Below are 15,666 nucleotides of genomic sequence, written 5' to 3'. Positions count from 1 at the left end.
TGATGGGGATAGAGCGTAGCCCGGGCCTGTAGTTCCGCGCTGCTTTTCGATTAAGGCCCGGACTGGGGTTTGCCCGGGCAAGCGCGGCGGGCGGTGCGCTACGCCGATGGAGACGCAAACTATTAATTTGCCAGTACAAAGTTGTCTCCGCGGACAAAAACGCCTAGCTTATCGCCATCAGAGAATCGAACGGTGTGTGCCTTGATGTTTTCGCCATGGCGGCTGGCTGCAGGACTGACTTTATGGGCACTGGGCACCGCAGGGTGGGCGCAGACCAATCCCGCGCAAGTGGTCAGGATCGGCGCCGCGCATTTCCCGCCCTACACCGTACGCCCCGAGCAGGGCGCCGACACCGGCCTGCTGCCGCAATTGATCGAAGCCCTGAATGCCACGCAGGCCGACTACCGCTTTGTGCTGGTGCCCACCTCGATCCCCCGACGTTTTCGCGACCTTGAGCAAGGCCGGATCGACATGGCCATCTTCGAGAATCCCGACTGGGGCTGGCAGGAAATCCCCCATACCACCGTCGACATGGGCCTGGAAGATGCCGAGGTGTTCGTCGCCCAGCGACAGTCCGGGCGCGACCAGGACTATTTCGCCGACCTCAAGGGCAAGCGCCTGGCGGTGTTCAGTGGCTACCACTACGCCTTTGCCAACTTCAACCCTGACCCCAGGTTCATGGCCGAGCAGTTCAACGCGACGTTGACCTACTCCCACGACAGCAACCTGCTGATGGTCGCGCGGGGCAGGGCGGATATCGCGCTGGTGACGCGCTCCTACCTGAGTGATTTTCTGGTGCGCAATGCCGACATGGCCCGGCAATACCTGGTCTCCGAACGCGTTGACCAGGTGTATCACCACTACGCACTGCTGCGGCCGAACGCGCCGATCAGCGGGGAAGCGTTCGCCGAGTTGCTCAAGCGCCTGCGCGACAGCGGCCAGCTGTTGAAGATTTTCGAGCCGTATCGCATCGACGTGATGCCAGCGCACTAAAGCGAAAGACAATCAAAATGTGGAAAGGGGCAAGCCCCCTTCCACATGAATGCGTGTCGTCTATCAGACCCGGCGCGCAAACGTATCGCTATGGCTGCCCGACACCTTGCGGCAATGCACCAGCGCGTCGCGGATCATGAAGTTCACCAGCGTCGGCGAAACCCCCAGCTCCTTGGCGATATCCTTTTGCGGCACGCCGTGCAGGCGGTACATCTCGAACGCGTAGCGGGTGCGCTGGGGCAGCTCCGTCAGGGCGTCGGCGATGTTTTCCAGGGTGTTGAAATTGATATGCGAGGTTTCCGGTGACGCGCCGTGAATCACCACATTCAGGCCTTCCTCTTCGGTTCCCGAATATTTGAGCTCCAGCGCCTGCTTGCGATAGTGATCGATGGCCAGGTTGCGCACGATCTGGAACAGGTAACTCAACTGGGCCTTGAACGATGACGTGATCGTCGGCGCCGATTGCAGTCGGAAGTAAGCGTCCTGCACCACATCCTCGGCCCGGGAGCGGCACCCGGTGATACGTGCTGCGATCTTCACCAGAATCAGCCGATTGTCGACAAAGGCCTGGAGAAGCGGTGAGTCGCACCGGCCTGAGAATACTTGTTCCGTCATGGAAATCACCTGGCTGCTGAATAGGTTAGGGGAGGGCTTCCTTGCTGAGGCCTCCTACACATCGGGCAACAAATTATGCTTAATGATAATGATTGTCAAATGAGAAGACGAACTAATCGTGGCCTTGCCTGTTTGCAGTGAGTCTCTCTCGCTCGCCGTCGACGACTAATTATTTGCCGGTGCCGTCCGTTCTTCTGGGTGACAGGCCCGTTGGAAAACGGCCATGGATCAGCACCCGCAGGAGGACGCAATGGGTTTGTACCGTGCACACAGCATGTCTCTGTCTGGAGTTCCGGCTCGATGAGTATGCCAACCCGACTGCGGCTGTTTTGCCTGCCTTACTCAGGCGCCAGCGCCATGGTGTATGCGCGCTGGCGTCGATCCCTGCCGGACTGGCTGCACGTGTGCCCGCTGGAATTGCCCGGCCGCGGCATGCGCATGGACGAGCCGTTGCAGCGCGACATCAAGGCTCTGGCCGCGCAGCTTGCAGAGGAAATCAGCCGCGACGTGAGCGGCCCATACGCCTTGTTTGGTCACAGCCTCGGCGGCCTGCTGGCCTTCGAACTGGCCCACGCCTTGCGCGCCCTCAACGTGCCCGCGCCGCTGGCGCTGTTTGCCTCCGGCACGGCCGGCCCTGCCACCAGGGATGTCAGCGAATACGCCGTCGAAAAGACCGACGAACAACTGATCGCCCGTCTGCGCGAACTGCAGGGCACCGCCGAAGAAGCCCTGGCCAACCCCGAATTGATGCAACTGATGCTGCCGATCCTGCGCGCCGACTTCCTGCTGTGCGGCAGTTTTGTCTACGGCCAGCGTGAGCCGCTGGGCCTGCCGATCCATGTGTTCGGCGGCAAACAGGACAGCGTGCGCGCCGACCAGTTGCTCGACTGGCAACTCGACGCCGCCAGCGGTTTTTCCCTGGACATGTTCGACGGTCACCACTTCTTTCTCATGCAGCACGAAAGCGCCGTGCTGCGCTGCCTGCGCCGCTACGCCGAAGACCACCTGGCCCGCTGGCGCAATGGTGCGGCGCGGCAGCTGGCCGCCGGCTGACAACCCCCTATTTCCCGATTTACCGCAAGCCGATTTCAGGCAGGAACCCCATGATGGACGCCTTCGAACTTCCCCGCACCCTGGTCCAGTCCCTTCAACGCCGCGCCGCGCAGACTCCGGACCAGGTCGCCCTGCGTTTCCTCGCCGAGTCCGCCGAGCACAACGTGGTGCTCAGTTACCGTGACCTCGACCTGCGCGCGCGCACCATCGCCGCCGCCCTGCAAACCAGCGCCGCACAGGGTGATCGTGCAGTGTTGCTGTTCCCCAGCGGGCCGGACTATGTGGCGGCGTTCTTCGGCTGCCTGTACGCCGGGGTGATCGCGGTGCCGGCTTACCCGCCGGAGTCCACCCGGCGTCATCACCAGGAGCGCCTGCTGTCAATCATCAGCGATGCCGAACCGCGCCTGCTGCTGACCATCGCCAGCCTCGCCGAGGGCCTGGCGCAGATTGAAAACGCGCCGCCGATACTCAGCGTCGATACCTTGCCGGGCGCCGGCGACTGGACCGCCCCCGAGCTGCAGCCCGACGACATCGCCTTTCTGCAATACACCTCCGGCTCCACCGCACTGCCCAAGGGCGTGCAGGTCAGCCACGGCAACCTGGTGGCCAACGAAGTGCTGATCCGCCGTGGCTTTGGCATCGACCTGAACCCACACGACGTGATCGTCAGCTGGCTGCCGCTGTACCACGACATGGGCCTGATCGGCGGCCTGCTGCAACCGATCTTCAGCGGCGTGCCCTGCGTGCTGATGTCGCCGGCCTACTTCCTCGGCCGGCCGTTGCGCTGGCTGGAAGCGATCAGCGAATACGGCGGCACCATCAGCGGCGGTCCGGATTTCGCCTACCGCCTCTGCAGCGAACGGGTCAGCGAGTCCGCGCTGGAGCGCCTCGACCTGAGCCGGTGGCGCGTGGCCTATTCCGGTTCCGAACCGATCCGCCTCGATACCCTGGAACGCTTCGCCGAGAAATTCGCCGCCTGCGGGTTCAGCGCCAACAACTTCTTCGCCTCCTATGGCCTGGCCGAAGCGACCCTGTTTGTCGCCGGTGGCCGCCGTGGCCAGGGCATCCCGGCGCTGCGGGTGGACGATCGGGCCCTGGCCGCCAACCGTGCCGAACCGGGGCAGGGCAGCGCGATCATGAGCTGCGGCACCGGTCAGCCTGACCACGCTGTGCTGATCGCCGACCCGCATACCCTGAGCGAACTGGCGGACAACCACGTCGGCGAACTCTGGGCCAGCGGCCCGAGCATCGCCCACGGCTACTGGCGCAACCCTGAAGCCACCGCCAACACTTTCGTGCAGCACGCTGGCCGCACCTGGCTGCGCACCGGTGACCTGGCATTCATCCGCGACGGCGAGGTGTACATCACCGGTCGTCTGAAGGACCTGCTGATCGTGCGCGGCCACAACCTGTATCCGCAGGACATCGAACGGACCATCGAGCGCGAAGTGGAAGTGGTGCGCAAGGGCCGGGTTGCCGCGTTTGCGGTAAACGACCAGGGCCTGGAAGGTATCGGCATCGCCGCCGAAATCAGCCGCAGCGTGCAGAAGATTCTGCCGCCCGAAGCGCTGATCAAAGCCATTCGCCAGGCCGTGGCCGAGGCGTATCAACAGGCGCCGAGCGTGGTGGTGCTGCTCAATCCGGGTGCGCTGCCCAAGACCTCCAGCGGCAAAGTGCAGCGCGCCGCCTGCGCGCTTCGTCACGCCGATGGCAGCCTCGACAGCTACGCGCAGTTCCCCGGCCTGCACGTGCAGGCCGGTGATGCGGTGCTGGAATCCAACCTGCAACACCAGATCGCCGCGATCTGGTGCGAGCAACTGCAGGTCAACGAGGTCGCTGCCGACGATCACTTCTTCCTGCTCGGCGGCAACTCCATCACCGCCACCCAGGTGGTCGCGCGGCTGCGTGAAAGCCTGGGGCTGGAGCTGAACCTGCGCCTGTTGTTCGAAGCGCCCACCCTGCAAGCTTTTGCCGCCAGCATCGCCCGTTTGCAGCTGGACGGCGGCGTCGCCGAAGGCGCGATTCAGGCCCTGCCGCGTGAGGCCGAACTGCCGCAATCCCTGGCGCAGAACCGTCTGTGGATTACCTGGCAGTTGGAGCCCGACAGCAGCGCCTACACCATCCCCGGCGCGCTGCGTTTGCGCGGCGAGCTGGATGAAGACGCCGTGCGCGCAAGCTTCCAGTACCTGGTGCAGCGCCACGAAGCGCTGCGCACGCGCTTCTACGAGCGCGACGGCCAGGCCTTTCAGCGCATTGAGGCGAGCGTGGCGTTCGAGCTGCACGTCATCGACCTCAGCGACCAGCCCGCCCATGAGCGTGACGCCCGCGCGCAGCAGATTCGCGAGGAGCAGGCGCATACCCGGTTCGATCTCGAAAAGGGGCCGCTGCTGTGGGTGACCCTGGTGCGTCTGAACGATGAAGAGCACCACTTGCTGGTGACCCTGCACCACATCATCGCCGACGGTTGGTCGCTGAATATCCTTATTGATGAATTCTCGCGCCTCTACGCCGCCGCCGCCCAGGGCCAGCCTCTGGAGCTGCCGCCGCTGACCCGGCGATACGCCGATTACGGCAGCTGGCAGCGCCAATGGTTGGCCGAAGGCGCAGGCCAGCGGCAACTGGCGTACTGGAAGGCTCGGCTTGGTGATGAGCATCCGGCCCTGAGCCTGACCACCGACCACCCACGCTCGGCCCATCACCGTCACAGTGCCTCGCGCCACAGCGTGCGCCTGAGCGCCGACCTCAGCGACGCGGTGCGTAAAGCGGCCCAGGCCCATGAGTCGACGCCGTTCATGCTATTGCTCGCCGCATTCCAGACGTTGCTCCATCGCTACAGCGGCCAGCGCGATATCCGTATCGGCGTACCCAACGCCAACCGCCCGCGCCAGGAAACCCAGGGGCTGGTCGGCTTCTTCATCAACACGCTGGTGCTGCGTGCCGAGCTGGACGGGCGCCTGCCATTCAATGAGCTGCTGGCGGCGACCCGCCAGGCCGCCCTCGGCGCTCAGGCCCATCAGGACCTGCCCTTCGAGCAATTGCTGGAAGCCTTCCCCCAGGCCCGCGAACAGGGCCTGTTCCAGGTCATGTTCAACCACCAGCAACGTGATCTCGGTGCGTTGCGCCGCCTGCCCGGCATGCTCGCCGATGAGCTGCCATGGCACAGCCGCGAAGCCAAGTTCGACCTGCAGCTGCACAGCGAAGAAGACCGCAATGGGCGCCTGAGCCTGGCGTTCGACTACGCCGATGAGCTGTTCGATGGCGCAACCATCCAGCGCCTCGCCGAACACTACCTCACGCTGCTGCAAGCCGCCTGCACGCAGCCACAACAGGCGATCGGCGATTTGCCGCTGATGCTTCAGGACGAGCAGCGCCACTGGAGCGCCGCGCCCTGTGCGCCTGCCACCCAGTGGCTGCCCGAGTTGCTCAATCAGCACACCTCGCACGCTACCGCGCTGGTCTGGGAGCACGGCAGCCTGAGCTTTGCCCAACTGCACACCCAGGCCAACCGCCTGGCCCATTACCTGCGCGACAAAGGCGTCGGCCCGGACGTGTGCGTGGCCATCGCCGCCGAGCGCTCGCCGCAGCTGCTGGTCGGCCTGCTGGCGATCATCAAGGCTGGCGGCGCCTACGTGCCGCTCGACCCGGATTACCCGGCCGAGCGCCTGGCCTACATGCTGCATGACAGCGGCGTGCACCTGCTGCTCACCCAGACCTCACTGCTGGCGCAACTGCCCAGCGCCGAAGGGGTGTGCGTCATCGCCATGGACAGCCTGCACCTGGACAGCTGGCCAACCCAGCCGCCCGGCCTGCACCTGCACGGCGACAATCTCGCTTACGTGATCTACACCTCCGGCTCCACCGGCCAGCCCAAGGGCGTGGGCAATACCCATGCGGCCCTGGCCGAGCGTTTGCAGTGGATGCAGGCCACCTATCAGCTCAACGCCACTGACGTGCTGATGCAAAAGGCGCCGATCAGTTTCGACGTGTCGGTGTGGGAATGCTTCTGGCCATTGATCACCGGGTGCCGTCTGGTGCTGGCAGGGCCCGGCGAGCATCGCGATCCTCATCGCATCGCGCAGTTGGTGCAGGCACATGGCGTGACCACGCTGCACTTCGTGCCGCCACTGTTGCGGGTGTTTATCGACGAACCGCTGGCGGCCGAGTGCACCAGCCTGCGTCGCCTGTTCTCGGGCGGCGAAGCCTTGCCCGCCGAGTTGCGCAACCGCGTGCTGGCGCAATTGCCGGCGGTGCAGTTGCACAACCGCTATGGCCCGACGGAAACCGCGATCAACGTCACTCACTGGCATTGCGCGGTGGCCGATGGCGAGCGCTCGCCGATTGGCCGGCCGCTGGGCAACGTGATCTGTCGGGTAGTGGACGCGCAGCTCAACCCGCTGCCGGCCGGCGTGCCGGGTGAGCTATGCATCGGCGGCAGCGGCCTGGCCCGGGGTTACCTGGGCCGTGCCGGGCTGACCGCCGAACGCTTTGTCGCCGACCCGCTGGGCGAGGCAGGCACGCGCCTGTACCGCACCGGTGACCGCGCGCGCTGGAGCATTGACGGCGTGCTCGAATACCTCGGCCGTCTGGATCAGCAAGTGAAGCTGCGCGGGTTTCGCGTGGAACCGGAAGAAATCCAGGCGCGCCTGCTCGCCCAGGCCGGTGTCGCCCAGGCCGTGGTGCTGGTGCGCGATGCGCAGTTGATCGGCTACTACACCGGCCATGCCGAGCTGGACGCTCATACGCTGAAAACCGCCCTGGCTGCCGAGCTGCCGGAGTACATGGTGCCCGCCGTACTGATGCGCCTGGACGCAATGCCCCTGAGCCCCAGCGGCAAACTCGACCGCCGCGCATTGCCGGAGTCGGTGTGGCACTCCCGCGAACACGTCGAGCCGCAATCACCGTTGCAGCAGCAAATCGCCGCGATCTGGCGCGACGTGCTCGGCCTGCCGCGCATCGGCCTGCACGACGACTTTTTCGCCCTCGGCGGCCACTCGTTGCTGGCCACGCAAATCATCTCGCGCACCCGCCAGGCCTGCGACGTCGAACTGCCATTGCGCACCCTGTTCGACGCCAGCGAGCTGGGCGCCTTTGCCGCGCAGGTTGCGCGGATCCAGGGCGCAGGCCAGCGCAATCAGCAAACCGCCATCGCCCGGGCCGACCGCAGCCAGAAAGTGCCGCTGTCCTACTCCCAGCAGCGCATGTGGTTCCTCTGGCAAATGGAGCCCGACAGCCCGGCCTACAACGTCGGCGGCATGGCGCGCCTGCGCGGCGTGCTGGATGTGGGACGGTTCGAGGCGGCGTTGCAGGCCTTGATCATGCGCCACGAAACCCTGCGCACCACGTTCCCGAGCGTCGATGGCGTGGCGTATCAGCGGGTCGCGGCGCAAACCGGCTTGCGCATGGACTGGCAGGATGCCTCGGCGCTGAACGAAACCGAGCGCCAGCAACGCATCCAGCAACTGGCCGATCACGAAGCCCACACCCCCTTCAACCTGGAAACCGGGCCGTTGCTGCGCGCTTGCCTGGTCAAGGCCGCCGAGCAGGAACACTACCTGGTGCTGACCCTGCACCACATCGTCACCGAAGGCTGGGCCATGGACATCTTTGCCCGTGAGCTGAGCGCCTTGTACGAAGCCTTTATCGACGAGCGCGACTCGCCGCTGGCGCCGCTGCCCGTGCAATACCTGGACTACAGCGTGTGGCAACGCCAGTGGATGGAAGCCGGCGAGCGTCAGCGCCAGCTCGATTACTGGACCGCGCAACTCGGCCATGAGCATCCGTTGCTGGAGCTGCCCGGCGACCGTCCACGGCCGTCCGTGCAGAGCCATCGTGGCGAGTTGTATCGCTTTGATCTGAGCGATGATCTGGCGGCGCGCGTGCGTGCGTTCAACGCCAAACGCGGCCTCACGCTGTTCATGACCATGACCGCGACGCTGGCGGTGTTGCTTTACCGCTACAGCGGCCAGACCGACCTGCGCATCGGCGCGCCGGTGGCCAACCGCATTCGCCCGGAAAGCGAAGGGCTGATCGGCGCGTTCCTCAACACCCAGGTGCTGCGCTGCCGGCTCAACGGGCAGATGAGCGTCGGCGAGCTGTTCGAGCAGGTGCGCCATACGGTGATCGAGGGCCAGTCCCACCAGGACCTGCCGTTCGACCACCTGGTTGAAGCCCTGCAACCGCCACGCAGCGCGGCGTACAACCCGCTGTTCCAAGTGATGTGCAACGTGCAGCGCTGGGAATTCCAGCAAAGCCGCCAGCTGGCCGGCATGAGCGTCGAGTACCTGGCCAACGATGCGCGCGCCACCAAGTTCGACCTCAATCTGGAAGTCACCGACCTCGACCATCGCCTGGGTTGCTGCCTGACCTACAGCACCGACCTGTTCGATGAACCACGCATTGCACGCATGGCCGCGCATTGGCGCAACCTGCTCGAAGCGCTGATCGCCGATCCGCAGCAGCGCCTCAGCGAATTGCCGTTGCTCACCGCGGTAGAGCAGCGAGCACTGCAGGACAGCCTCGGGGTTGAAGCCGGCGAGCACCGTCTCGACCAGTGCCTCCAGCAGCTGTTCAGCCAGCAGGCGCGTCAGCGTGCCGACGCACCGGCGCTGACCTTTGCCGGTGAAACTCTGACCTACGCAGAACTCGATGCGCGCGCCAATCGCCTGGCCTGGGTACTGCGCGAGCGCGGCGTGGGCCCGCAGGTGCGAGTGGGCCTGGCGTTGCCGCGCTCACTGGAAATGGTCATCGGCTTGCTGGCGATCCTCAAGGCTGGCGGCGCTTACGTGCCGCTGGACCCGGAGTATCCGCTGGACCGTTTGCACTACATGATCGAAGACAGCGGCATCGGCCTGTTGCTCAGCGATGCGGCGATGTTCGAAGCCCTTGGCCCATTGCCGGCGACGGTGGCCTGCTGGTGCCTGGAAGATGACCTGCCGGCGCTAGCGAACTACCCGGCCGATGAGCTGCCGTTTATCAGCCTGGCGCAACACCAGGCGTACCTGATCTACACCTCGGGCTCCACCGGCAAACCCAAGGGCGTGGTGGTGTCCCACGGTGAAATCGCCATGCATTGCCAGGCAGTGATCGAGCGTTTCGGCATGCGTGCGGACGACTGCGAGCTGCATTTTTATTCGATCAACTTCGACGCCGCCACCGAGCGTTTGCTGGTGCCGCTGCTCAGCGGCGCGCAGGTGGTATTGCGCGCCCAGGGGCAGTGGGATGCCGAGGAAATCTGCGCGCTGATCCGTACCCATCGCATCAATATTCTCGGCTTTACCCCCAGCTACGGCAGCCAGCTGGCGCAATGGCTGGCCACGCGGCAGCAGACGTTGCCGGTGCGCATGTGCATCACCGGTGGCGAAGCGCTGACTGGTGAACACCTGCAGCGCATTCGTGCCGCGTTCCAGCCGCAGGTGTTTTTCAATGCCTATGGCCCGACCGAAACCGTGGTGATGCCGCTCGCCAGCCTGGCGCCGGAGCAACTGGAGGAGGGTGCTGCCAGCGTACCGATCGGCAGCCTTATCGGCGCGCGCGTCGCCTATATTCTCGACGCCGACCTGGCGCTGGTGCCGCAAGGCGCAACCGGCGAGCTGTACGTCGGCGGTGCCGGTCTGGCCCAGGGGTATCACCAACGGCCGGGCATGACGGCGGAGCGTTTTGTCGCGGACCCGTTTGCCCGCGAGGGCGGTCGCCTTTACCGTACCGGCGACCTGGTGCGCCAGCGTGCCGACGGGCTGGTCGAGTACCTGGGCCGCATCGACCATCAGGTAAAGATCCGTGGCTTTCGCATCGAGCTGGGCGAGATCGAAACCCGCCTGCTCGAACACCCGGCCGTGCGTGAAGCGGTGGTGCTGGCGCTGGATGCGCCGAGCGGCAAACAGCTGGTCGCTTATTGGGTCAGCGATGCGCAGCACGGCGCGTTGCGCGATGCGCTGAAGGCGCACCTCAAGGCGCAGTTACCGGACTACATGGTGCCTGCGCACCTGATTGTGCTCGACAGCATGCCGCTCACCGCCAACGGCAAACTCGACCGCCGCGCCTTGCCGCAGCCCGATCCCGAAGCGAATCGCCAACAGTACGTGGCGCCACGCACCGCACTGGAAAGCACCCTGGCCACCATTTGGTGCGCGGTGTTGAACGTGCAACAGGTTGGCCTCGACGATAACTTTTTTGAACTGGGCGGCGATTCGATCCTGTCGATCCAGGTGGTCAGCCGCGCGCGTCAGGCCGGAATTCACTTCAGCCCGCGCGATTTGTTCCAGCACCAGACCGTGCACACCCTGGCCGCCGTCGCCACGCGTGCCGAGCAGGTAGTGGCCGAGCAAGGGTTGCTCACGGGCGCCTCGGCGCTCACGCCAATCCAGCACTGGTTCTTCGACACCGACATCCCGGCGCGCGAGCACTGGAACCAGGCGTTGCTGCTCAAGCCGCTGCAATTGCTCGACCCTCATCGCCTGGAGCAGGCGTTGCTGGCGGTCCTGGAACATCACGATGCACTGCGCCTGAGCTTCACCCGGCGCGATGCGCAGTGGTACGCCGAACACCTGGGCGTGCCGCACGGTGGCGTGCTGATGCAGGCGCAGGTGCAGGACATGGCGCAATGCGTCGCACTGTTCACCGAAACCCAGCGCAGCCTCGATCTGCAACATGGCCCGCTGCTGCGCGCGTTGTTGGTCGACGGTCCCGAGGGGCAGCAACGGCTGCTGATCGCGATCCATCACCTGGTGGTGGATGGCGTGTCGTGGCGCGTGTTACTCGAAGACCTGCAGAACGTTTATCGCCAACTGAGCGAAGGCCGCTCCGTCAGCCTGCCGGCCAAGACCAGCGCGCTGCGCGAGTGGGCGGCACGCTTGCAGGCGTATGCCCATAGCGAATCCCTGCGTGAAGAGTTGAGCCTGTGGCAACGTCAGTTGGCCGGGCCTGCCTCGCTGTTGCCGGTGGCGCGACCACAGGGCGCGTTGCGCAACCGCGATGCCGAGACGGTCAGCGTGCGCCTGGATGTCGAGCGCACCCGCCAGTTGTTGCAGCAGGCGCCGAGCGCTTACCGCACTCAGGTCAACGATCTGCTGCTGACCGCCCTGGCGCGGGTGGTGTGCCGCTGGAGCGGTCACGACTCGGCCGTGATCCAACTGGAAGGCCACGGCCGCGAAGCACTGTTCGATGACATCGACCTGACCCGCAGCGTCGGCTGGTTCACCAGCGCCTATCCGGTGCGCCTGACGCCGGCGGCTGCGCAGGGCGATTCGATCAAGGCGATCAAGGAGCAACTGCGCGGCGTGCCGCATAAAGGCCTGGGCTACGGCGTACTGCGTTACCTGGCCGACGACCTGTGCCAACAGACCCTGGCGGCGCTGCCGGATGCGCCCATTACCTTCAACTACCTCGGCCAGTTCGACCAGAGCTTTGGCAGCGACGCGCTGTTCCATCCGCTGAATGAGTCGGCCGGCCTGGCGCACGACCCGGACGCGCCGCTGCCCAATGAGCTGAGCGTCGACAGCCAGGTGTACGGCGGCGAACTGGTGCTGCGCTGGATCTTCAGCCGCGAACGCCATGAGCCGCAGACCATTCGCGCGCTGGCCGACGGGTATCTGGCCGAGCTGCAAGGCCTGATCGCCCATTGCCTGGAAGACGAAGCTTTTGGCCTCACGCCGTCCGACTTCCCCCTGGCGCACCTGAGCCAGGGGCAGCTCGACAGCCTGCCGGTGGCGGCGAACCGGATCGAAGACGTCTACCCACTGACGCCGATGCAGGAAGGCCTGCTGCTGCACACCCTGCTCGAACCGGGCACCGGCCTGTATTACATGCAGGACCGCTACCGCATCGACAGCGTGCTCGACCCCGAGCGTTTCGCCCAGGCCTGGCAAGCGGTGATCGCACGCCACGAGGCCCTGCGTGCGTCGTTCTGCTGGAACGTCGGCGAAGACATGCTGCAAGTGATCCACAAACCCGGCAACACGCCGATCGAGTACCTGGACTGGAGCGGCGACCGCGAAGACCAGCACGAGCCGCGCCTGCAAGCGTTGCTCAAGCAGGAGCGCGAAGCCGGGTTCGATCTGCTCAACCAGGCGCCGTTCCACCTGCGCCTGATCCGTGTGGGCCAAGCGCGCTACTGGTTCATGATGAGCAACCACCACATCCTCATCGATGCCTGGTGCCGTTCGCTGCTGATGAACGACTTCTTCGAGATCTACCTCGCCCTCGGCGAAGGCCGCGCGGCGCAACTGGCCACGCCGCCACGTTACCGTGACTACATCGCCTGGCTGCAACGCCAGGACCTCAACGAAGCGCGCCAGTGGTGGCAGCGCAACCTGCAGGGTTTCGAGCGCACCACGCCGATCCCCAGCGACCGGCCGTTCCTGCGCGAACATGCAGGCCACAGCGGCGGCATGCTGGTGGGCGACTGCTACACCCGACTGGATGCCCGTGACGGCGCGCAACTGCGCGAACTGGCCCAGGCCCATCAACTGACCGTCAATACCTTTGCCCAGGCGGCGTGGGCCCTGGTATTGCGGCGTTTGAGCGGCGAGCGTGACGTGCTGTTCGGCGTCACTGTGGCCGGGCGCCCGGTGGACATGCCCGAGATGCAACGCACTGTTGGCCTGTTCATCAATAGCATCGCGCTGCGGGTGAAACTGCCCGAGGACGACCAGCCCTGCAGCGTGCGCCAGTGGTTGAGCGACCTGCTCGACAGCAACATGCAGCTGCGCGAGTACGAATACCTGCCGTTGGTGACGATCCAGGAACACAGCGAACTGCCCAAGGGCCAGCCGCTGTTCGACAGCCTGTTCGTGTTCGAAAACGCCCCGGTGGACACCTCGGTGCTGGACCGCGCGCAGAGCCTGAACGCCACCTCGGATTCCGGCCGCACCCACACCAATTTCCCGCTGACGGCGGTGTGCTATCCGGGCGATGACCTCGGTTTGCACCTGTCCTACGACCAGCGTTACTTCGATGAAACCACCGTGCAAGGCATGCTCGGTGAGTTCAAACGCCTGCTGCTGGCGCTGATGCAGGGCTTTCACGGCGACATGACCGACCTGCCGCTGATCGGCGAGCAGGAGCGTGCCTTCCTGGTGGAGGGCTGTAACCAGAGCGCACAGGATTACCCGCTGGCGCGCAGCTACGTTGAGCTGTTCGAAGAACAGGTGGCGCAGCATCCGCAGCGCATTGCCGCCAGTTGCCTGGACCAGCGATGGACCTATGAGGCACTGAACCGCCGCAGCAACGGCCTGGGCCATGCGTTGATCAGCGCGGGTGTCGGCGTGGATCAACCGGTGGCATTGCTGGCCGAGCGCAACCTCGACCTGCTGGGCATGATCATCGGCAGCTTCAAGGCCGGTGCCGGTTACCTGCCGCTGGACCCGGGCCTGCCTGCTCAGCGGCTGAGCCGCATCATCGCGCTGAGCCGCACGCCGTTACTGGTGTGCAGTGAAGCGTGTCGCGAACAGGCCATCGAGTTACTCGATGGCACCGATTGCCAGTTGCTGGTGTGGGAGGAGGTGCCGGCCCGTGGTGAAAATCCTGGCATCTACAGCGCACCGGATAACCTCGCCTACGTGATCTACACCTCGGGCTCCACCGGCCAGCCCAAAGGCGTGATGGTCGAACAGCGTGGCATGCTCAATAACCAGTTGAGCAAGGTGCCGTACCTGGACCTGTCGCCAGCGGATGTCATCGCGCAGACCGCCTCGCAAAGCTTTGATATTTCCGTGTGGCAATTTCTCGCGGCGCCGCTGTTCGGCGCGCGGGTGGATATCGTGCCGAATGCCATCGCCCATGATCCCCAGGGCTTGCTCGAACATGTGCAGGCCCAAGGCATTACCGTGCTGGAAAGCGTGCCGTCGCTGATCCAGGGCATGCTGGCCCAGGAACGCGTCAGCCTGGACGGGCTGCGCTGGATGCTGCCGACGGGTGAAGCGATGCCGCCGGAGCTGGCGCATCAATGGCTGCAACGCTATCCGCAGATTGGCCTGGTGAATGCCTACGGCCCGGCTGAATGCTCGGACGACGTGGCGTTCTTCCGCGTCGACCTGGCCTCGACACGCGGCACGTACCTGCCGATTGGCACGCCGACCGACAACAACCGTTTGTACCTGTTGGACGGTGCGCTGGACCTGGTGCCGCAAGGCGCCGTGGGCGAGTTGTGTGTGGCCGGCACCGGTGTGGGCCGTGGCTATGTCAGCGATCCGTTGCGCACCGCCCAGGCGTTTGTGCCCAACCCGTTCGGCGCGGCGGGCGAGCGTCTCTATCGCACCGGTGACCTTGCCCGTCGCCGCAGCGATGGTGTGCTGGAATACGTGGGACGTATCGACCATCAGGTGAAGATCCGCGGTTACCGCATCGAGCTGGGTGAAATCGAAGCGCGTCTGCACGAACAACCCGAAGTGCGCGACGCGGCGGTGGGGGTGCAGGAGGGCGTCAACGGCAAACACCTGGTGGGCTACCTGGTGGCCGCCGACGCGGCGCTTGACCCCGGCGAACGCCTGGACCGCATCAAGCAACGCCTGCGCGCCGAACTGCCGGAATACATGGTGCCGCTGCACTGGCTCTGGCTTGACCGCCTGCCGCTGAACGTCAATGGCAAGCTCGACCGCAAGGCCTTGCCAGCCCTGGAGATCGGCCAGTTGCACAGTCAGGCCTACCTGGCGCCGCGCAACGCGCTGGAAACCACCTTGGCCGCGATCTGGGCCGAAGTGCTCAAGGTTGAGCGTGTCGGCGTTGAGGACAACTTCTTCGAACTGGGCGGCCACTCGTTGCTCGCCACACAGATCGCCTCGCGGGTGCAGAAAACCCTGCAACGCGACGTGCCGCTGCGGGCGATGTTCGAGTGCAGTACGGTGGCGGAGCTGGCCGAGTATATCGAGGGGTTGGCGGGCAATGAGATCAGCGTGGAGAAGGTGGGCAGGTTGAGTGATTTGATGGCCGAGTTGGAGGGGCTTTAACCGCTTCTGTCTGTTCTGGCCTCATCGCAGGCCAGCCAGCTCCTACATTTGATGTGTGAATACA

The 15,666-nt window shown here is 65.2% G+C and carries 4 protein-coding genes; 3 read left to right on the top strand and 1 reads right to left on the bottom strand.

Annotated features, from left to right (window positions below; all coding sequences use genetic code 11):
- Nucleotides 1–204 precede the first annotated feature (204 nt).
- Nucleotides 205–993, top strand: a complete 789-nt coding sequence (locus tag RHM60_RS07885; RefSeq protein WP_209983407.1) for a substrate-binding periplasmic protein — start codon at nt 205–207, stop codon at nt 991–993.
- 63 nt (nt 994–1,056) lie between these two features.
- Here RHM60_RS07885 and RHM60_RS07880 read toward each other — a convergent pair whose 3' ends face one another.
- The gene (locus tag RHM60_RS07880; protein WP_209983405.1) at nt 1,057–1,608 is read right to left on the bottom strand and encodes an RNA polymerase factor sigma-70; all 552 of its coding nucleotides are present in this window, start codon (nt 1,606–1,608) and stop codon (nt 1,057–1,059) included.
- A gap of 300 nt (nt 1,609–1,908) precedes the next feature.
- Between RHM60_RS07880 and RHM60_RS07875 the strand changes: the two genes are divergently transcribed.
- Entirely contained in the window at nt 1,909–2,661 is a 753-nt protein-coding gene (locus tag RHM60_RS07875) for a thioesterase II family protein (RefSeq protein ID WP_231421594.1), read from the top strand.
- Nucleotides 2,662–2,711: 50 nt separating this feature from the next.
- On the top strand, nt 2,712–15,602 hold the full coding sequence (locus RHM60_RS07870) for a non-ribosomal peptide synthetase (RefSeq protein ID WP_322214143.1): 12,891 nt from the start codon (nt 2,712–2,714) through the stop codon (nt 15,600–15,602).
- Nucleotides 15,603–15,666 lie beyond the last annotated feature (64 nt).

The organism is Pseudomonas sp. MH9.3 (genome assembly GCF_034354675.1).
Taxonomy (GTDB): Bacteria; Pseudomonadota; Gammaproteobacteria; order Pseudomonadales; family Pseudomonadaceae; genus Aquipseudomonas.
Note: the sequence above shows the minus strand (reverse complement) of the source record. Positions and strands in the feature narration are given on the sequence as shown.

What these genes read in the sequence shown, in the direction of transcription:
- RHM60_RS07875 (WP_231421594.1), top strand. Translation starts at nt 1,909, where the DNA reads ATGAGTATGCCAACCCGACTGCGGCTGTTTTGCCTGCCTTACTCAGGC.
- RHM60_RS07885 (WP_209983407.1), top strand. Translation starts at nt 205, where the DNA reads ATGTTTTCGCCATGGCGGCTGGCTGCAGGACTGACTTTATGGGCACTG.
- RHM60_RS07870 (WP_322214143.1), top strand. Translation starts at nt 2,712, where the DNA reads ATGATGGACGCCTTCGAACTTCCCCGCACCCTGGTCCAGTCCCTTCAA.
- RHM60_RS07880 (WP_209983405.1), bottom strand. Translation starts at nt 1,608, where the DNA reads ATGACGGAACAAGTATTCTCAGGCCGGTGCGACTCACCGCTTCTCCAG.